At 74.0% G+C, this 17,686-nt stretch carries 19 protein-coding genes; 8 read left to right on the forward strand and 11 right to left on the reverse strand.

Annotated elements, in window-relative coordinates; translation table 11 throughout:
- Positions 1 to 252: 252 nt before the first annotated feature.
- A complete protein-coding gene (dtd, locus tag IF99_RS0121905; protein ID WP_030998412.1) occupies positions 253 to 678 on the forward strand; it encodes a D-aminoacyl-tRNA deacylase in 426 nt (141 codons plus the stop codon).
- Between the two features lie 183 nt (positions 679 to 861).
- Here the strand turns inward: dtd and IF99_RS0121910 are convergent, their stop codons facing one another.
- From IF99_RS0121910 to IF99_RS0121920, 3 genes are all read right to left on the reverse strand, one after another.
- Positions 862 to 1,842, reverse strand: coding sequence for a YgfZ/GcvT domain-containing protein (locus IF99_RS0121910; protein WP_030998414.1), 981 nt, complete (start codon positions 1,840 to 1,842; stop codon positions 862 to 864).
- A gap of 34 nt (positions 1,843 to 1,876) precedes the next feature.
- A complete protein-coding gene (locus IF99_RS0121915; RefSeq protein ID WP_030998416.1) occupies positions 1,877 to 2,404 on the reverse strand; it encodes a Fur family transcriptional regulator in 528 nt (175 codons plus the stop codon).
- An 84-nt stretch (positions 2,405 to 2,488) separates the two neighbouring features.
- Positions 2,489 to 3,061, reverse strand: a complete 573-nt coding sequence (locus IF99_RS0121920; protein ID WP_030998418.1) for an FABP family protein — start codon at positions 3,059 to 3,061, stop codon at positions 2,489 to 2,491.
- Positions 3,062 to 3,586: 525 nt separating this feature from the next.
- On the opposite strand from IF99_RS0121920, the gene IF99_RS0121930 reads away from it, so the two are divergent.
- The gene (locus IF99_RS0121930) at positions 3,587 to 3,949 is read left to right on the forward strand and encodes a DsrE family protein (RefSeq protein WP_030998420.1); all 363 of its coding nucleotides are present in this window, start codon (positions 3,587 to 3,589) and stop codon (positions 3,947 to 3,949) included.
- 53 nt (positions 3,950 to 4,002) lie between these two features.
- Here the strand turns inward: IF99_RS0121930 and IF99_RS0121935 are convergent, their stop codons facing one another.
- The 8 genes from IF99_RS0121935 to IF99_RS0121965 all read right to left on the reverse strand — a co-directional run bounded on the left by IF99_RS0121935 (position 4,003) and on the right by IF99_RS0121965 (position 9,866).
- Positions 4,003 to 4,290 carry a DUF3099 domain-containing protein gene (locus IF99_RS0121935; RefSeq protein ID WP_030998422.1) on the reverse strand — a complete coding sequence of 96 codons (288 nt, stop codon included), beginning with the start codon at positions 4,288 to 4,290 and terminating at the stop codon, positions 4,003 to 4,005.
- Positions 4,291 to 4,533: 243 nt separating this feature from the next.
- Positions 4,534 to 4,821: a DUF1416 domain-containing protein gene (locus IF99_RS0121940; protein ID WP_030998424.1), complete on the reverse strand. Its 288-nt coding sequence runs from the start codon at positions 4,819 to 4,821 to the stop codon at positions 4,534 to 4,536.
- 68 nt (positions 4,822 to 4,889) lie between these two features.
- Entirely contained in the window at positions 4,890 to 5,735 is an 846-nt protein-coding gene (locus tag IF99_RS0121945) for a sulfurtransferase (RefSeq protein ID WP_030998426.1), read from the reverse strand.
- A gap of 190 nt (positions 5,736 to 5,925) precedes the next feature.
- Entirely contained in the window at positions 5,926 to 6,006 is an 81-nt protein-coding gene (locus IF99_RS35800) for an Ms5788A family Cys-rich leader peptide (RefSeq protein ID WP_356236317.1), read from the reverse strand.
- Between the two features lie 87 nt (positions 6,007 to 6,093).
- Complete coding sequence (locus IF99_RS0121950; RefSeq protein WP_030998428.1) at positions 6,094 to 6,828, reverse strand: DUF2993 domain-containing protein; 735 nt, start codon at positions 6,826 to 6,828, stop codon at positions 6,094 to 6,096.
- Between the two features lie 158 nt (positions 6,829 to 6,986).
- Complete coding sequence (locus IF99_RS0121955) at positions 6,987 to 8,399, reverse strand: hypothetical protein (RefSeq protein WP_030998430.1); 1,413 nt, start codon at positions 8,397 to 8,399, stop codon at positions 6,987 to 6,989.
- 10 nt (positions 8,400 to 8,409) lie between these two features.
- Positions 8,410 to 8,664: a MoaD/ThiS family protein gene (locus IF99_RS0121960; protein ID WP_030998432.1), complete on the reverse strand. Its 255-nt coding sequence runs from the start codon at positions 8,662 to 8,664 to the stop codon at positions 8,410 to 8,412.
- A gap of 44 nt (positions 8,665 to 8,708) precedes the next feature.
- Positions 8,709 to 9,866 (reverse strand): alpha/beta hydrolase, encoded by a 1,158-nt coding sequence (locus IF99_RS0121965; RefSeq protein ID WP_030998434.1) that lies wholly within the window; start codon positions 9,864 to 9,866, stop codon positions 8,709 to 8,711.
- 287 nt (positions 9,867 to 10,153) lie between these two features.
- On the opposite strand from IF99_RS0121965, the gene IF99_RS0121970 reads away from it, so the two are divergent.
- The 6 genes from IF99_RS0121970 (at position 10,154) to IF99_RS0121995 (ending at position 17,538) form a co-directional block, all read left to right on the forward strand.
- Positions 10,154 to 10,954, forward strand: coding sequence for a response regulator transcription factor (locus tag IF99_RS0121970; protein WP_030998436.1), 801 nt, complete (start codon positions 10,154 to 10,156; stop codon positions 10,952 to 10,954).
- A gap of 145 nt (positions 10,955 to 11,099) precedes the next feature.
- The gene (locus IF99_RS0121975) at positions 11,100 to 12,122 is read left to right on the forward strand and encodes a LacI family DNA-binding transcriptional regulator (protein WP_030998438.1); all 1,023 of its coding nucleotides are present in this window, start codon (positions 11,100 to 11,102) and stop codon (positions 12,120 to 12,122) included.
- 497 nt (positions 12,123 to 12,619) lie between these two features.
- Positions 12,620 to 13,672 carry a S1C family serine protease gene (locus tag IF99_RS0121980; RefSeq protein ID WP_030998439.1) on the forward strand — a complete coding sequence of 351 codons (1,053 nt, stop codon included), beginning with the start codon at positions 12,620 to 12,622 and terminating at the stop codon, positions 13,670 to 13,672.
- Positions 13,673 to 13,794: 122 nt separating this feature from the next.
- Positions 13,795 to 14,529, forward strand: coding sequence for a response regulator transcription factor (locus tag IF99_RS0121985; RefSeq protein ID WP_030998441.1), 735 nt, complete (start codon positions 13,795 to 13,797; stop codon positions 14,527 to 14,529).
- Positions 14,526 to 15,980 carry a HAMP domain-containing sensor histidine kinase gene (locus tag IF99_RS0121990; RefSeq protein WP_030998443.1) on the forward strand — a complete coding sequence of 485 codons (1,455 nt, stop codon included), beginning with the start codon at positions 14,526 to 14,528 and terminating at the stop codon, positions 15,978 to 15,980. The genes IF99_RS0121985 and IF99_RS0121990 overlap by 4 nt, the downstream gene beginning before the upstream one ends.
- Before the next feature lie 196 nt (positions 15,981 to 16,176).
- Positions 16,177 to 17,538 (forward strand): DUF2993 domain-containing protein, encoded by a 1,362-nt coding sequence (locus IF99_RS0121995; protein WP_030998445.1) that lies wholly within the window; start codon positions 16,177 to 16,179, stop codon positions 17,536 to 17,538.
- Positions 17,539 to 17,686: the final 148 nt, after the last annotated feature.

Genomic DNA, 17,686 nt, shown 5'->3' on the forward strand with positions numbered 1-17,686 from the left:
AGGCGGCCCTTGTGTCCAACTGGCCGCATTCGCGGGTTGTTGAACCGTTAGCGACCGCTTTATGTGCGCACGTCCGGAGGGGAATCGGGAAGGGAGGAGGGCTGCCGGGAAGCAACCATGTAGCGCAGCGCACGAGGGCGTACGGAGTGGAGCGGGGGCCGCACGGGGGGGCGGCCGAACCCGGGGTCTGTGCGCCCCCCGGGCGCCCCCCTTCCCGGCCGCCGTCCGGCCCGGCACGGTTCAATGGGGCGTATGCGTGCAGTCGTGCAGAGGGTGGACGGGGCCGGTGTCGTCGTCGCGGGCGAGGTCGTCGGCGAGATCAAGGGCGAAGGACTGTGCGTCCTCGTGGGGGTGACGCACGAGGACACCCCCGCCAAGGCCGCTCAGCTCGCGCGGAAGTTGTGGTCCCTGCGGGTGCTGAGCGACGAGAAGTCGTGCTCCGACACCGGCGCCCCGCTCCTCGTCGTCAGCCAGTTCACGCTCTACGGCGACGCGCGCAAGGGCCGCCGCCCCACCTGGAACGCGGCGGCCCCCGGCGAGGTCGCCGAGCCCCTCGTGGACGAGGTCGTACGGTGCCTGCGCGACCTCGGGGCGCACGTCGAGACGGGCCGCTTCGGCGCCTCGATGCGGGTCTCGCTGACGAACGACGGCCCCTTCACGGTCCTGCTGGAGATGTGACCGCCGGGGCCCCGGGCGCGAACGCTCCCGGAGCCCCGGCAGGGCCGACCAGCGTCGGCAGAGCCGAAGGGAGCGCGACGGTGTCGAGGCGCCCGTCGCGCGCAGGCCGTGAGGAACGAGCGGCCGAGCACGTCGGGTGACTCGGCACCGGCTCCGGCGCTCCCGGAGGCGAAGCCGACGCGATCAAGAAGTGACCACGGCTTCTTGCGCCGCCGCTGTCTCCTCGGCCAGCAGCGGGGCGTCCACCGGCACGTTCCGCTTGATGAGGCCCAGGGCGATCGGGCCCAGCTCGTGGTGGCGGGCGGAGGTCGTCACGAAACCGAGGACGCGGCTCTCGGGGCCCTCCGCCGCGAGGCGGAGCGGGGCGCCGTGGGGCGGGAGGTGGACCTCGCTGCCGTCGAGGTGGAGGAAGACGAGACGGCGCGGCGGCTTCCCCAGGTTGTGGACACGCGCGACGGTCTCCTGGCCCCGGTAGCAGCCCTTGTCGAGGTGGACGGCGCTCGCGAGCCAGCCGACCTCGTGCGGAATGGTGCGGTGGTCGGTCTCGAAGCCGAGCCGGGGGCGCCGCGCCTCGACGCGCAGGGCCTCCAGGGCGAGCAGCCCGATCGCGGGCCCGGCGGCCTCGGCGAAGGCGGCGAGGTCCGTACGGGGCAGGAAGACGTCCCGTCCGTCCGGGGTCTCCCGTACGGCGGCGCCCTCGGGTGTCGGCGTGATCGATCCGGCGGGCAGATGGACGACGGCGTACTCCTCCGTGCGGTCCACGACCTCGACGCGGTAGAAGAACTTCATGCTCTCCAGGTAGCCCGCCAGGGCCTCGCGGGTGCCGGGCTCGACGTGGAGCCACGTCGTGGTGCCGTCGTCGACGAGGGAGAGGTGGTGCTCGACGTGGCCGTTGGCGGAGAGGACGAGGGCCTCGGTGGCCTGCCCGGCGGGCAGTTCGCTGACGTGCTGGGTGAGCAGCAGGTGCAGCCAGGCGAGGCGCTCGGGCCCTTCGACGGTGAGCACGCCCCGGTGCGAGAGGTCGACGAAGCCGCGCCCGTCGGCGAGGGCGCGTTGCTCGCGGAAGAGGTCGCCGTAGTGCGCGGCGACCCCGGCGTCCACGCCTTCGGCGGCGACGGCTCCGGGAAGGGTGAGGAGCGGGCTCTGCGACTCGGTCGTCTTCATATCCACGAAGGGTACGACCCCGGCGCGGCCCCGGTTATTCCGGCAGGGAGCGGGCGTGCTCCGGGTGCCCACCCGGTGGGCGCCCGGCACGGTCACCCGGCGTGTGCCCGGCCCGCTCGGCGTCGTCACCGGGTCCGTACTCGCGGTCCTCGCTGCAGTTGCGGCAGCGACCGAAGATCGCGAAGTGCTTGAGGTCGGTCTCGAAGCCGAACTCCTCGCGGAGCTTGCGCGCGAAGGCGTCGGCGCTGGAGACCTCGGTCTCGATGACGTCGGCGCAGTCGCGGCACACGAGGTGCAGGTGGTCGTGCCGGTCGGCGAGGTGGTACGTGGGGGCGCCGTGGCCGAGGTGCGCGTGGCTGACGAGGTTCAGCTCCTCCAGGAGCTCCAGGGTGCGGTAGACGGTCGAGATGTTGATGCCCGATGCCGTCTTGCGCACCTCGCAGAGGATGTCGTCGGGCGTCGCGTGTTCGAGCGCGTCGACGGCCTCCAGGACGAGCTGGCGCTGCGGCGTCAGCCGGTAGCCGCGCTGCCTGAGGTCGCTCTTCCAGTCGGTGCTCACCACACCACCAGTGTAGGCGCGGGCGCGGCAAGCGGGACCGGACCGCGAAAGGCGGCCCCGGCCCCGGGGGACGGCCCGCTCGAGGGCCTACTTGAAGAACGCGATGCCGTCGTCCGGCATGTCCGGCAGGTTGCGGGCCATCTCGGCGACCTGCTCGGGGCTCACGACCTTCTTGAGCTGCGCGGACATGTACGGGCGCAGGCTGACCTCGGGGGTCTGCTTCTCGCCGACCCACAGCAGGTCGCCGTTGACGTATCCGTACAGGCGCTTGCCGCCGCTGTAGGGCTCGGCCGCCTCGACGCGGGCCACGGCGTCGGTGACGAGGTCGATCTGCGGCTTGCCCTCGGCGAGCTGCCCGTACCAGACCTCGACGACCCCGGTGTCACGCGTCATGACGGTCTCGACCTGGCGGTCCTTGCCGATCCGCCAGAAGCCGGACTCGGACTCCAGCGGGCCCACCTTGTTGCCGTCCTTGTCGAGCACCCAGCTGTGCGAGGTGTACTCCAGGAAGTCCCTGCCGTCGTGGCGGAAGGAGAGTTCCTGCCCGAAGTTGCACTTCTCGGCGCCGGGGAAGTCGAAGACACCCGCGCCGGCCCAGTCGCCGAGGAGCCAGGCGAGGGGGACGAGGTCGCGGTGGAGGTCGGAGGGGATCTCGATCATGGCGTGCGTGCTCAGCGATCTCTCGGTGTACGGCGGTGGGAGCGGCGGGACGCGGTCAGCGCTGGCCCTGGTACAGCTTCTTCAGCGAGAGACCGGCGAAGGCGAGGACGCCGACGCAGACGAGCACGAGGAGAGTCGTGTAGATGGCCTCAAGCATGGAGCGCTCCTTGGAAGGGGCGGACCCCGCGAGCGCGGGACCCGGTGGTCGGGCGGCACTCAGCTTAATCGGAGGCGCGGGCAGGGGTGGGGCGAGGGCGGCCGGGCGGGGCGGCCGGCCGCCCCGCATGGGCTGTGCGGGGCAGCCGGCCACCGTCGCACGAGCCGGACGCGGCCTCGGCCGCCCTCGCACGAGCCGGACGGGGCCTCGGCCGCCCTCGCACGAGCCGGGGAGTCAGGCCAGGAGCTGGCGCATGGTCTTGAACCAAGAGGCGGGCGAGATCTCCTTGCCCCGCATCGTGCAACCATGCACACAGGAGACCCGCAGTCCCCCCGGGGGGTTGTACACCGCGCCGTTACGATGCGGCCATGGCAGACAAGCTGGTGGTCAAGGTGACGGCGGGCGCGGACGCGCCCGAGCGCTGCTCGCAGGCGTTCACGGTCGCCTCGGTGGCGGCGGCGAGCGGGGTCGAGGTCTCGCTGTGGCTCACGGGCGAGGCGGCGTGGTTCGCACTGCCGGGCCGCGCGGCCGAGTTCGCCCTCCCGCACTCCGCACCGCTGCCCGACCTGATCGAGGCCATCCAGGCGGGCGGCACGATCACGCTGTGCACGCAGTGCGCGGCGCGCAGGGACATCGCGCAGAAGGATGTCCTGGAGGGCGTGCGGATCGCCGGGGCACAGGTCTTCGTCAGCGAGATCATGAAGGACGGCGTCCAGGCGCTCGTGTACTGACGGGCTCAGCCGCGGGCGGGCTGAGCGGCGGACGGGCTCAGCGGCGGGCGGGCTCAGCAGCGGCGTCGGCCCGGGTCCGGGTCCTCGCGCTTCCTGCCGCGCCCCTCTTCCCTGCCCACCGTGTCCTCGCCGTTCTCGCCGTCCTTCTCGTCCCACCAGCGGTCCTCGGGGCCGCGCCGGTTGGCGACGATGGCGGCGACGGGCGGGATGACGAGGGCGACGACGCACACGCCGATGGCCGCCGGGACGGACCAGATGCGGACGAAGGCCCAGGCGGAGACGAAGAGGACGAGGCAGATCCCCATCATGAGGAAGTAGGCCCGCCTCCGTCGCGTGTACATCCCTCCACGGTAGGCCGCCCGGCGGAGGACGGCACGCCTTGCGGGCCGTCCGGGCAGGCCGGGCGCGCGACCGCGCGAAGGGCCGCGCCCGGCCCGGACGGCGCGAAAGACCGCGTCGGGCCCGGACGGCGCGAAGGGCCGTGCCCCTGTCAGGAAGCGTCCAACCCCCTGGGACACGGCCCTCCGGCCGTCCGTGGCCCCCGCGCGTCACCCGCGAGGGGCCGTACCTCTGCTCGGTACCGCTCAGACCGCGATCGCGACCTCGGCGAGCCCGCCCTGCTGCGCCACGACGGTGCGGTCCGCCGTGGCGCCGGGGACGAGGGCGCGTACGGTCCAGGTCCCCTCGGCCGCGTAGAAGCGGAACTGCCCGGTCGCGGAGGTCGGGACCTCGGCGGTGAACTCGCCCGTCGCGTCGAGGAGCCGCACGTACCCGGCCACGGGCTCGCCGTCGCGGGTCACCTGCCCCTGGATCGTGGTCTCACCGGGCTTGATCGTCGAGGCGTCGGGGCCGCCGGCCTTCGCTCCACACATGAACTACTCCTGTAGCGGGTCGGGGTGGGTACGTGGGGACCGCGCGGGAGTGCGCGGTCCCCGGGGTACTACTTCGCTGCGCCGAGCTCGATCGGCACGCCGACGAGGCTGCCGTACTCGGTCCACGAACCGTCGTAGTTGCGGACGTTCGGGATCTCCAGCAGCTCGTGCAGGACGAACCACGTGAGGGCCGAGCGCTCGCCGATGCGGCAGTACGCGATCGTGTCCTTCTCCAGATCGACCTGCTCGTCGGCGTAGAGGGCCTTCAGCTCCTCGTCCGACTTGAAGGTGCCGTCGTCGTTGGCGTTCTTCGACCACGGGATGTTGCGGGCGCTCGGCACGTGGCCCGGACGCTGCGACTGCTCCTGCGGCAGGTGCGCGGGGGCGAGCAGCTTGCCGCTGAACTCGTCGGGCGAGCGGACGTCGACGAGGTTCTCGGCGCCGATCGCGCTCACGACGTCCTCGCGGAAGGCGCGGATCGAGGTGTCCTGGGGCTGCGCGGTGTACGTCGTCGCCGGGCGGGACGGGACCTCGGAGCCGTCGACGAGGTCGCGGGAGTCCAGCTCCCACTTCTTGCGGCCGCCGTCGAGGAGCTTGACGTCCTGGTGGCCGTAGAGCTTGAAGTACCAGTACGCGTAGCTCGCGAACCAGTTGTTGTTGCCGCCGTAGAGGACGACGGTGTCGTCGTTCGCGATGCCGCGCGCGGAGAGCAGCTTCTCGAAGCCCTCCTGGTCGATGAAGTCGCGGCGCACCGGGTCCTGGAGGTCCGTCTTCCAGTCGATCTTGACGGCGTTCTTGATGTGGTTCTTGTCGTAGGCCGAGGTGTCCTCGTCGACCTCGACGACGACCACCTTCGGGTCGTCGATGTGGGCCTCCACCCAGTCGGCGTCGACCAGGACGTCACTGCGGCTCATACTCTTCTCCTCCGTCGTGCGGGATGCGTGCGGGCTGTGCCCGGCAAGGGGGCGCGAAGTGCGGATGTACGGGCGATGCGGCCGTACGAGCGGGAGCGCGGTCCGCGCGGGAGGGGGGCCGAAGGCGTCACGCACTGCTGTCGCGTACGGCTTCTAAGCCCCCGGAACGCGAGCGCGGCTCGCGCGGGCGTCAGGAAAGGCGACAGAGCATGGCGGCGACGCGGCACAGGTCCACTGCCCGCCGCTTCGTGAGGTCCGCCTGGTGCGTCATGCGTCCGATCGTAGGGACCGATTCCGGGGCATGTCACCGTCCGTTCGCATAATGAGACGATGTTGTCCGCCATGCGGGCACCGCAGCTCAGCGCGCTGCCTCGCGCAGGTCGAGGTCCTTCCCCGAGAACCGCAGGCGCATACCGTCGCTCGCGGCCCGCACCGAGTCCAGGCGCACCCCTTCGGGCAGGTCGTCGGCCTTCTGCTCGATGTCGAGGCCGCGCCCGGCCTTCCCCGGCAGCGGAATGCCGAGGTCCGGGAGGCTGTCGGCGTGGAGGACGAAGCGGTCGCCGTCCTTGACCGAGACGGTGCACAGCACGGTGAAGGTCCCCGGGAGCGCGTGCCCGAGGACGCTGCCCTCGATGCCCACGGCGATCCGGCCCTCGCCGCCGTCCTTGAGCGAGGCGATCTTCGCGGAGACGCCGGAGGCCACGCTTATCTCCTCGTCGCCGAGGGACTTCACGAGGTCCCGGTACGCGATCCGGGCGCTCCCGGACGCCTTGTCGACCCGCGCCCGCTCGTAGTCGTCGTCGAACCGGACGCCGCGCAGCGCGGCGTCCACGCGCGCGACCCTGACCCGCCCCTGCTCGGTCCGCGCCCGGTACCCGTCCAGGCGGACATCGACGCGCTCCATCCGTCCGGAGACGGCCTGGGTGAGGAAGGGGAACCCCTGGATGTCCACGGCGGCGTGCTCGACGCCCTGCCGCTCCTCCACCCGCCGGGCGGCCTCCTCCTCGGCCCGGTGGTGCGTCCACCGGTCGGCGACGAGACCGCCCCCACCGAGGAGGACGACGAGCACGACGACTATTCGCAAGAGACGCATGACGAGCGCCTACCCCCAATCTCCAGCCCCGCGGCACCCGGCGCGCAGCCCCGGAATCCCCCGCCGGGGCGCACCGGAAAACCAGCCGCACCACGAGAACGAGCCCCTCGGACGAGTCCTTCGGCGGAGCCGGGACGGAGCCCGCCCCGCCGAAGGACTCACGCCACGAGCGCGCCCAGCCACCACACGAGGGGAGCCGCAGCGGCGAGCGGCAGGGCGACCCCCGCCGTCATGTGCACGAACCGCGACGGGTAGTCGTACGAGGCCACCCGGTGCCCCACGACCGCGCAGAGCGCCGCCGCGAGCCCGACGACCGCGCCCGCCCCGGCCCCCAGGCCGCCGAGGGCGCCACCGGCGGCGCCCGCCACGACACCCACGACGACCGCCGCGAGGAAGGAGGCCGGCAGCGGCAGCCGCACGCTCCGCGCCACGATCGCCCCCGCCACCCCGAGGGCCCCGGCGACCACGGCCCCCGGGTCCGCCGCGAGGAACCCGGCCCCGCACACGGCGAGCGCGGAGGAGACGACGGTCGCCATGAGGCCGTACAGCCGCTCGTCCGGCGAGGCGTGGCTGCGCAGTTGGAGCACGACGCACAGCAGCACCCACACCCCCGCCGCGCCGATGATCGCCCCGGGCCCGGAGTCCGCCGAGAGGACCCCGATGTCGGCGACGACCCCGCCGAGGAAGGCGAGCGCGATGCCCTGCCGCGCGGGCCACATGCCGTTGAGCCGGAACCACCCGGCAGCCGTGACGGCCTGGAGCACGACGAGCGGGAGGAGCAGCCCGTAGGAGCCGAGCGCCGCGCCGCCCGCGAGGAGCAGCGCGAGCACGGCGGTGAGCGCGGCCGGCTGCGTGCCCGGGTAGATGATCGGCGAGCGGCCCTCGGCGCGGGCGCGCTGCGCGTCGGAGATCCGCGTGTTCCCCGCGAGCGTCGCGGGACCGAAGCCGGGCCCGCCGTCCGCCGGGGCGGTGACCGGCTCGGCGGGAGCGGCGGGCGGTACGGGCGCCGCGGCGGGCGTCACGGGCGGTTCCGTCACCGGCGCGGCGGGCGGTACGGGCGAGGGTCCGGGCGGCGGCGTGTACGCCCCGTACTCGTACCCGTGCCCCTGTTGCTCCTGCCCCTGCCCCTGCCGGCCGTACGCCTCCGGCTGCCCGTACGCCTCCGGCTGCCCGTACGCCTCCGGCTGCCCGTACGACGGGAAGGCGGTCCCGCCCTGCGGGAGGCCGGTCCCGCCCTGCGAGACGTAGGGGTCCTCGCTCCCGTACGGCCCCGGCGACCGGTGCTCGTAGGAGACGGCCGGAGCGGGCTGGGCGGGCGGGGCGAACGGCGCGTGCGGGACGGGCTCGGCGGGCTGGGCGGGCGGCACGGGAGGCAGGTACGCCGTCGCCTCGGCCGCCGACTCGGGCGGCACGACCGGCTGCACGGAGGTCTCCCAGGTCGGCGCCTGCCAGGTCTGGGTCTGCTGCATGTCGTCCTGCTGCTGCCCCTGGCCGGGCTGCTGCCCGGTGGGCCACTGCTCCGGGGGCTGGGGGCGCGGGTGCCCGTAGGGGTCGTACGGCTGGTTGCTCATGGTGTGCGGTTCACCCTCCTGCGAACGGCGGGAGCACCTCGACCGTGCCGCCCTCGGCCAGACGTACCGTCTCATGCGGACGGCTCCCCACGGGATTCCCGTCGACGAGGAAGGAGGAGCGGTCCAGGACCCGGACCAGCTCTCCCGGATGGCGGACGCGTACCGCCTCCAGGGCCTCCGCCAGCGTCGTCGCCTCGTACGGTTCCTCGGCGATCCCCGCCGCGGCCTTCGCCGCCGCCCAGTACCGCACCGTGCCCACTGCCACGCCGCGCTCCTCTCCTTCCGCGCCCGCACCCCGCGGGGCGTCCATCATGCCCCCGCCGCCGCGCCCGTCCGCTCCGCCCACCGCCACAGCCTCCCGAGCAGCGCCTCGTCCGTCGCGTTCTCCGCGTGCCCCATGCCCCGCTCGATCCACAGCTCGCCGTGCGTCCCCGCCGCCCGCAGGAGGGCGCGCGGGTGGTCGAGCGGGAAGTAGGGGTCGCGGTCGCCGTGCACGAGCAGGAGCGGCACGGGGGCGATGTACGGGGCGAGCGCGGTCGGCGAGAGTGGCACGGGGTCCCAGTCGCCCGGCCTGATCCGGGTGCGGAAGCCGAAGCGGCCCACGGTGCGCCCGAGCCGCCGGGTCACGAGCCAGTGCAGGCGCCGCATGGGCGCCGTGCCCCGGTAGTACCAGCGGGCGGGGGAGCTGACGGCGATGACGAGATCGGTGCGGTCGGCGCGGCCTCCGGCGACGAGGAGGCGGTCGGCCTCGGAGAGGGGCGCGGGGAGGGCTGCGGGAGCGGGGGCGGGTACGGGGCCGGGTGCGGGGCGGGGCGGGACGTCGTGTCCGGCGGGGGCCTCCGGCGGTGCGAGAACCTCCGGCGGTGCGGGGGTCTCCGGCGGTGCGGGGGTCTCGGGCGTGGCGGGGGCCTGCGGCGGGGTTTCCGCCCCCTGTGCTCCGTTCCGCGCTCCCGTGCGCCCTTCGTTCGTACCGGGCGCTGCTCCCGGCGTGACAGGGGTCGATTCCGCCATGCCGGGCTCCGCCGACCGTCGCCGAGCGAGGCCGTGCAGACCCGCGTGGCGCAGGACCACGGAGCCGCCCATCGAGAAGCCGAGCGTAATGACGCGGCTGTGTCCTAGCGAGCGCGCCCAGGTGACGGCGGCGGCGAGGTCGAGCACCTCGCTGTCCCCGACCGTGGAACGGCCCCCGGAGCGCCCATGCCCCCGGAAGGAGAAGGTCACGACCGCCGCGTGCCGGGCGAGGAAGCGCGCGGCACGCCGTACGTGCGGCCGGTCCAGATCGCCGGTGAAGCCGTGCGCGAGGACCACGACGGGCCCGCCGACCGGCCCCGGCCCCGGCTCGTACGCCGCGTCGATCCGTACCCCGTCCGCCGCCCGCAGACTGGCGCGCGCCCGGCGCGGGGCGGGTGCCCCGGCCCCTTCCGTGACCGGTCCTACAGGTCCGGAACCTGCCCTCGTCGCGCTCATGTGGGCTATTCTCCTCGGCAGAGGACCTGGGCAGCGAAGCCCCCGGGTCCTTTCGTGCTTTCCGGCGCGTTGTATACAACCGGCCCCCACCGGCTGTGTGCAGCGGGCCGTGAGAACACGGGGCTCCCCGGGGACGCGGGGGCCCGAGGCTTCCCCGTACGAAGAAGTGCCGCATATCCCGGCCGCGGCCGGGGACCCATCGGTACCGAGGAGGAACCTGTGATGGGCGAGCGAGACGCACACCATTCCAGCCGGCCCCGCACGACCACGGAGGCAGGTGGCCTCCGATGAGCTCCCTGCTCCTCCTGACCAACGCCCTCCAGCCGTCCACGGAGGTCCTGCCCGCGCTGGGCCTGCTCCTGCACAACGTCCGCGTCGCGCCCGCCGAGGGGCCCGCGCTCGTGGACACCCCCGGGGCCGACGTGATCCTCGTCGACGGCCGCCGCGACCTGCCGCAGGTGCGCTCCCTGTGTCAGCTCCTGCGCTCCACCGGACCCGGCTGCCCCCTCCTGCTCGTCGTCACCGAGGGCGGCCTCGCGGCCGTCACGGCGGACTGGGGCGTCGACGACGTCCTCCTCGACACGGCGGGCCCCGCCGAGGTCGAGGCGCGGCTGCGGCTCGCGACGGGCCGCCGCCAGAACGCGGGCGACGACAGCCCCATGGAGATCCGCAACGGCGACCTCTCCGTCGACGAGGCCACCTACAGCGCGAAGCTCAAGGGCCGGGTCCTCGACCTGACCTTCAAGGAGTTCGAGCTCCTCAAGTACCTCGCGCAGCACCCGGGCCGCGTCTTCACGCGCGCCCAGCTGCTGCAGGAGGTGTGGGGCTACGACTACTTCGGCGGCACCCGCACCGTGGACGTCCACGTACGGCGCCTGCGCGCCAAACTCGGCCCCGAGCACGAATCCCTCATCGGCACTGTCCGCAATGTGGGATACCGCTTCGTGACTCCTGAGAAGCCGGAACGCGAACGGACGGAGAAGAGCGCCGCCGAGCGGTCCGCCGACGACGGGGCGGCGAGCGCCCCGCAGGACACCGCGGCCGCGGAGAAGAGCGAGGTCAGGGCCACGGCCCCGGCCAAGAGCTGAACCGCCGCGCGCCCCGGTGGCGGGGGCGGTCGTCCGGTCTCCGCCGGAGGGCCGCCCCCGCCCCGGGGTTTACGTCCCTTTTGCGCTCCCGGGCCGCTCTCCGGGGCCCCTGGGCAGCGCTTTCCCCCCGCGTAGACTGCGCGGCGTGGCCAAGGTGACGCGGGACGACGTGGCGCGGCGGGCGGGGACTTCGACCGCCGTCGTGAGCTACGTCATCAACAACGGACCCCGGCCGGTCGCCCCGGCGACGCGCGAGCGCGTGCTCACCGCGATCAAGGAGCTGGGCTACCGGCCCGACCGGGTCGCGCAGGCCATGGCCTCGCGCCGCACCGATCTCATAGGGCTCATCGTGCCGGACGCGCGCCAGCCGTTCTTCGCGGAGATGGCGCACGCGGTCGAGCAGGCGGCTTCCGAGCGCGGGAAGATGGTCCTGGTCGGGAACTCGGACTACGCGGACGCCCGCGAGGTCCACTACCTGCGGGCCTTCCTCGGGATGCGCGTCGCGGGGCTCATCCTCGTCTCGCAGGGCCCGAGCGAGACCGCCGCGGCCGAGATCGACGCGTGGGACGCGCGCATCGTGCTCCTGCACCGCCGCCCCTCCCCGATCGACGACGTCGCGGTCGTCACCGACGACATCGGCGGCGCGCAGCTCGCGACCCGCCACCTCCTCGAACACGGCGCCCCCTACGTGGCCTGCCTGGGCGGGACGGAGCAGACCCCGGCGGAGGGCGACCCGGTCTCGGACCACATCGAGGGCTGGCGCCGCGCGATGACGGAGGCGGGCCTGCCCACCGCCGGCCGCCTCTTCCAGAGCCCGTACAACCGCTACGACGCCTACAAGGTGGGCCTCGAACTCCTCGCGGGCCCGGACAGGCCCCCGGCGCTCGTCTGCGCGACGGACGACCAGGCGATCGGCATCCTGCGGGCGGCCCGCGAACTGCGCATCGACGTCCCGGGCGAACTCGCGGTGGCGGGCTTCGACGACGTCAAGGAGGCGGCGCTCACCGACCCGCCCCTCACGACGGTCGCCTCCGACCGCACGGCGATGGCCCGCGCGGCCGTCGACCTCGTCCTCGACGACGCCCTCCGCGTCACGAGCCCCCGCCGCGAACGCCTGCGGGTGTACCCGTCGCGCCTGGTGATCCGGCGCTCGTGCGGGTGTGGGTGAGGGTGCGGGGAGTGGGGTGCGGGTGCGGGGACGGCGGGCGCCGGGGCGGGTGCGGTGAGGCTGCGGGGGCGGGCGTAGGCGGGGGTGAAGCTGCGGCGCGGGCCCGGTTGAGGCTGCGGGTGCGTGTGCGGGCGCGGCGCTTCGCGCACACTCTCCTCATCCGATCGAGTGGCGGGATTTTCGACTTCGGGGAAGTTATCCACAGATTCGCCGGGATGGTCGGGGGACGCGGGCGGTTTGCGGAAGACTGATAGCAGGGGAGCCCCCCAGGGCGGGTGGGGGCTGTCCCGCCCACCCCGTCACGCGCACCCAGGGCGGGCGCAGGCTGTCCGCCCACCCCGCCACGCGCCCCCGGCCCGGCGGGGCCCCCTTTCCCCGCCCCGCCACGCGTACCCCGGCCCGGCGGGCCCCCCCTTTATCCACGCCAAACAGCCTTCTGCCACCCTTCTCAGCCCCGTCTCAGGGACCTCTCATGATCCGCGGACACGCTGAGACACATGAGCGAGAACCCGTACGGCCCCAGCACCCCGTCCGCAGCGACCCCGGCCTCGTACCCGCCGCCGCCCGCGTACGAGCCCGACCCCTACGCCTACCCGGTCGAGCCCCCCGCGGCCCCGGCCCGCTCCCGCGGGCGGCTCCGGCTGCGCGGTCCGGGCGGCATCCTCACAGCCGTCGCGGTCGCCGCCGCGGTCGTCGGCGGCGCCACCTCGTACGGCCTCCAGCAGCTCGGCGGCGACGGCGGCGACACCGTCAGGACGGTGAGCGGCACAACGGTCTCCGAGTCGAGCAAGGGCACAGTCGCGGGCGTCGCCGCCGCCGTGAGCCCCGCCGTCGTCGAGATCAGCGCCACGTCGAACGGGGGCGAGTCGACCGGCGCGGGCGTCGTCATCACGTCCAACGGCGAGATCGTCACCAACAACCACGTCATCTCGGGTGCCCAGCAGATCAAGGTCGCGCTGAAGAGCGGCAAGACGTACACGGCCGAGGTCGTCGGGACGGACAGCTCCAAGGACCTCGCGCTCATCAAGCTGAAGAACGCCTCCGGCCTCAAGACCGCGACACTCGGCAACTCCGACAACCTCCAGGTCGGCGACAACGTCGTGGCGATCGGCTCCCCCGAGGGCCTGAGCGGCACGGTGACCAGCGGCATCGTCTCGGCCCTCGACCGTGATGTGACGGTCGCGAAGGAGAACGGCGGCTCGCAGGGCCAGGGGCGGCAGGGGCAGGGCGGCGGCCAGGGCTCCGCGGGCGGCGAGGACTCGTGGCCCTTCCAGTTCGGCGGAGAGCAGTTCAACGGCGACACGGGCGAGAGCACCACCACGTACAAGGCGATCCAGACCGACGCCTCGCTGAACCCGGGCAACTCCGGCGGGGCCCTCATCGACATGAACGGCGCGATCATCGGCATCAACTCGGCGATGTACTCCGCCTCGTCGAGCGGCGGCCAGTCCTCCTCCTCGGACGCCGGCAGCGTCGGCCTCGGCTTCGCGATCCCGGTCAACACCGTGAAGGCCGACCTGGCCAAGCTGCGCTCCGGCGCACAGGACTGAACGGCTCGCCGGGCCCCGGGCGTGGCAGGCTGGGCGCCGTCGTCACCGGCGCGTACGCCGTGACGGCCGCCCCGCGCACCCACCCGCGCACAGGACCCGAGCAGACCGAGGAGCAGGAAGCGATGAGCCCGCAGGAAGGCGACCGCGAGCAGCGGCAGCAGCGCATCCTCGTCGTGGACGACGAACCCGCCGTCCGGGAGGCGCTGCGCCGCTCGCTCGCCTTCGAGGGATACGGCGTCGAGGTCGCGGCCGACGGGCACGAAGCCCTCCAGAAGGCCGCGGCGACCCCGCCCGATCTCGTCGTCCTGGACATCCAGATGCCCGGCATGGACGGCCTCACCGCCGCCCGCCGTCTGCGCGCCACCGGCTCGACCGTGCCCGTCCTCATGCTCACCGCGCGCGACACGGTCGGCGACCGCGTGACCGGCCTCGACGCGGGGGCCGACGACTACCTCGTCAAGCCCTTCGAGCTGGACGAGCTGTTCGCCCGCATCCGCGCCCTGCTGCGCCGCTCCTCGTACGCCGTCGCCCAGCAGGCCGCCGACGACGAGGAGACCCTCGCCTTCGGCGACCTCCGCATGAACCTCGCGACGCGTGAGGTGACACGCGGGAGCCGCGCCGTCGAGCTGACCCGTACCGAGTTCACGCTGCTGGAGATGTTCCTCGCCCACCCCCGCCAGGTCCTCACGCGCGAGCAGATCCTGAAGACGGTGTGGGGCTTCGACTTCGAGCCCTCCTCCAACTCCCTCGACGTCTACGTCATGTACCTGCGCCGCAAGACCGAGGCGGGCGGCGAACCGCGCCTCGTGCACACCGTGCGCGGCGTCGGGTACGTCCTGCGCGGCGGCGGCGAGTGAACCGCGTCGTCCGCCGCTTCCGCGCGCTCCCGCTGCGCTCGCGGCTCTCCCTCCTGTCCGCCGCCGCCGTGGCCATCGCGGTCGCCGCCGTCTCGGTGACCTGCTGGTTCCTCGTCCGCGGCAAGCTCTACGACGAGGTCGACTCGCAGCTCAAGGACCAGGCGAGCCGGGTGCACCTGTCGTGGGTGCAGGCGGTCGCGGGGCCCTGTCCCTCCGAGCCGCCCGCGCAGGACTCCTCGCAGCGCCCGCCGTCCGCGCCGATGTACCTCCAGATCGTCAGCGTCGACTACGACCACCCCTGCGTGGCGGACGGTTCGACGGGCGTCGTCCGCGTCACCGACGCCGACCGCGCGCTCGCCGACGACCCCGAGGGCCGCGGCCCGCAGACCCGCGACGGCACCACGACGGACGGCCGGGACGTGCGCGTCCTGACCCTCCCCGTGGCGCTCAACAACCAGCAGCTCCTCGCCGGGCGCGCCGTGCAGATCGCCGTGCCGCTCAAGGACACCCGCGACACCCTCAACGAACTCGCGCTGATCCTGCTCCTCGTCTCCGGCGTCGGCGTCATCGGCGCGGGGGCCGCCGGGCTGTGGGTCGCGCGCACGGGGCTGCGCCCGGTCGACGACCTGAGCCGCGCCGCCGAGCACATCGCGCGCACCGAGGACCTCACGACCCGCATCCCGGTCGAGGGGGACGACGAGATCGCGCGCCTGTCGCGCTCGTTCAACAGCATGACGGCCTCGCTCGCGGCCTCGCACGAGCTGCAACGCCAGCTCATCGCGGACGCGGGACACGAGCTGCGCACCCCGCTGACCTCGCTGCGCACCAACGTCGAACTCCTCGTCCGCAGCGAGCAGACAGGCCGCGCGATCCCGCCGGAGGACCGCCATGAGCTGCTCGAATCGGTCAAGGCGCAGATGACGGAACTCGCGGCGCTCATCGGCGACCTCCAGGAGCTGTCCCGCCCGGACGCGCGCCAGCAGGGCCCCTTGGAGATCGTCGGTCTGCACGACGTGGCGCAGACGGCGCTCGCCCGCGCGCGGCTGCGCGGCCCGCACCTGACGATCGACGCCGAGCTGAGCCCGTGGTTCGTGCGCGCGCACCGGGCACCGCTGGAGCGCGCCGTGGTCAACATCCTCGACAACGCGGTGAAGTTCAGTCCGGAGGGCGGCGTGATCCGCGTCCGCCTGGAGCACGGCGCGCTGACGGTGCGCGACCACGGGCCCGGCATCGCCGCCGAGGAGCTGCCCCACGTCTTCGACCGCTTCTGGCGCTCCCCCTCGGCCCGTTCCCTCCCCGGCTCGGGCCTCGGCCTGTCCATCGTCGCCCGTACGGTGCAGGACGTCGGCGGTACGGTCACGCTGGCCCCGGCCCCGGACGGCGGGCCCGGCACCCTGGCGACGATCACCATCCCGGGGGCTCCGGTCCGCCCGCCGGGCGAGGCCGAGTAGCGGGCCCCTCCGCGCGTACCCGCACGGACTCCACCGCGCGGGCACTGCCGTCCGTCCACCGCCGCACGGACTCCGCCACGGTTCCGGACGAGCCGCGAAGACCTCGTGACGACTCCGCGTACAGGGGCCCGGCATATGCGGACAAGGGAGGAAGCGCGCTTGCGGCCGCCACCCGCCCCTGTGGTGGACTGCGCCGATGCGTTCCCCCCACCGCATGACCGACCGCACCACCGCTGACCAGCCCGTCACCGCCCACCGGAGCACCGTCCCCCGCAATCCCGCCCACCCGTCCGGGCCCGCGCACGAGCCCCCCACCCCGGACACGCGCCCGCTGGAGCCCGCCCCCGGCCCGTACGGAGGCGGCCCGGCCCCCAACCCGTACGAGGAACTCGGGGAGCTGGCCGGACCGCTCGACGGCCTCCTCCGCCCCACGGAGCCGCCGTTCGCGGACACGGACGACGACGGGGCGCCCTGGACCGCGCCCGACCACCGGCGCGCGCCCCGGCGCAGGCGCCGCCCCTTCCTCCGCTTCGCGGGCGTCCCCTTCACGCTCAAGGCGGTCGTCACGCTCGTCGCGCTGCTCGCCTTCCTCGCGCTCGGCGACCGCTGGGCCGTGCTGTACGCGGAGCACGCGGCGGCGGAGAAGCTGAAGGACACGATGCGCCTGGAGGCGACGCCCGAGGTGAGCATCGGCGGGTTCCCGTTCGTCACGCAGGTGCTCGGCAAGCACCTCGACTCGGTCACGGTGACGGTCCCGGACGTGGCGGCCGACCGCGTCTCGCTCGCGAAGGTCAGCGCGACGGCCGAGGACATCCGGCTCAGCGGAGACCTGCCGACGCGGCTGAAGGGCGCGTACGCGGGGACGGTGCGCGGCGAGGTCCTGCTCTCCTTCGACGACCTCCACCGCGAGCTGGGCGCCGGCCAGGTCACGTTCACCGGCACGGGCCGCGACCGGGTCCTCGCCCGCGGCACGCTGCCGGTCGCGGGGCACGACGTACGGGTACGGGCCGATGCCCGCATCACGCGCGACGGCGCCCGGGGCATCCGCACCGAGATCGGCGGTATCCGGCTGAGCCTGGGCGACCTGGCCACCTTCCAGCCGGGCACGGGCCCTTCGGACGGGCTGCACCTCACCGAGAAGGGCGCGAAGGCGCTGCGTGAGCGGACCGCGCGGGTGAAGGCGCTCTTCGGGGTGCGCGAGATCACCCGCCGCCTCGGCGTCCCGCGGTCGGCGGCCGACGCCGCGCTGCGCAGCGACGACAAGCTCCGCGAGGTGACCGGCACGCCCCGTTTCGTCCACGACCTCATGCGGGTCAACCTCGTCGACGCGGCCCTCGGCCATCCCGGTCTCCTGAGCCGCCTCGGCTTCGACCCGGGCCTGCTCACCTCGCTCTCCGCCCTCACCCGCCCCCAGCTCGCCGACCGGCTCACGCTCGGCTTCCGCCTCCCCGAACTGCCCACCCAGAGCGGGGACGTCACCCTCTCCAATGTCCGGGTGACGAAGGAGGGCATCCACGTCCGCCTGGCGGGCGACGGCGTGGGAGTCCGCACGCAGTAACGGCACGCAGGCCCCGGCGGAAGGCCCCCGGCGGAAGGTCCCCGCACCCGGCCCTCACCCCGGCGGGAGGCCCCCGCGCCGGGCCTTCACCCCCGCCCGCCTCCGGCCACCCGTCCGCCGACACCCCGCCCGCCGACACCCCCCCCCA

It is taken from the genome of Streptomyces sp. NRRL F-5630 (assembly GCF_000719475.1).
Taxonomy (GTDB): domain Bacteria; phylum Actinomycetota; class Actinomycetes; order Streptomycetales; family Streptomycetaceae; genus Streptomyces.

Excerpts from the sequence above, each read along its gene's own strand:
- dtd (WP_030998412.1), top strand. The coding sequence starts at position 253 with ATGCGTGCAGTCGTGCAGAGGGTGGACGGGGCCGGTGTCGTCGTCGCG.
- IF99_RS0121910 (WP_030998414.1), bottom strand. The coding sequence starts at position 1,842 with ATGAAGACGACCGAGTCGCAGAGCCCGCTCCTCACCCTTCCCGGAGCC.
- IF99_RS0121920 (WP_030998418.1), bottom strand. The coding sequence starts at position 3,061 with ATGATCGAGATCCCCTCCGACCTCCACCGCGACCTCGTCCCCCTCGCC.
- IF99_RS0121930 (WP_030998420.1), top strand. The coding sequence starts at position 3,587 with ATGGCAGACAAGCTGGTGGTCAAGGTGACGGCGGGCGCGGACGCGCCC.
- IF99_RS0121935 (WP_030998422.1), bottom strand. The coding sequence starts at position 4,290 with ATGTACACGCGACGGAGGCGGGCCTACTTCCTCATGATGGGGATCTGC.
- IF99_RS0121940 (WP_030998424.1), bottom strand. The coding sequence starts at position 4,821 with ATGTGTGGAGCGAAGGCCGGCGGCCCCGACGCCTCGACGATCAAGCCC.
- IF99_RS0121945 (WP_030998426.1), bottom strand. The coding sequence starts at position 5,735 with ATGAGCCGCAGTGACGTCCTGGTCGACGCCGACTGGGTGGAGGCCCAC.
- IF99_RS35800 (WP_356236317.1), bottom strand. The coding sequence starts at position 6,006 with ATGACGCACCAGGCGGACCTCACGAAGCGGCGGGCAGTGGACCTGTGC.
- IF99_RS0121950 (WP_030998428.1), bottom strand. The coding sequence starts at position 6,828 with ATGCGTCTCTTGCGAATAGTCGTCGTGCTCGTCGTCCTCCTCGGTGGG.
- IF99_RS0121955 (WP_030998430.1), bottom strand. The coding sequence starts at position 8,399 with ATGAGCAACCAGCCGTACGACCCCTACGGGCACCCGCGCCCCCAGCCC.
- IF99_RS0121965 (WP_030998434.1), bottom strand. The coding sequence starts at position 9,866 with ATGAGCGCGACGAGGGCAGGTTCCGGACCTGTAGGACCGGTCACGGAA.
- IF99_RS0121970 (WP_030998436.1), top strand. The coding sequence starts at position 10,154 with ATGAGCTCCCTGCTCCTCCTGACCAACGCCCTCCAGCCGTCCACGGAG.
- IF99_RS0121980 (WP_030998439.1), top strand. The coding sequence starts at position 12,620 with ATGAGCGAGAACCCGTACGGCCCCAGCACCCCGTCCGCAGCGACCCCG.
- IF99_RS0121985 (WP_030998441.1), top strand. The coding sequence starts at position 13,795 with ATGAGCCCGCAGGAAGGCGACCGCGAGCAGCGGCAGCAGCGCATCCTC.
- IF99_RS0121995 (WP_030998445.1), top strand. The coding sequence starts at position 16,177 with ATGCGTTCCCCCCACCGCATGACCGACCGCACCACCGCTGACCAGCCC.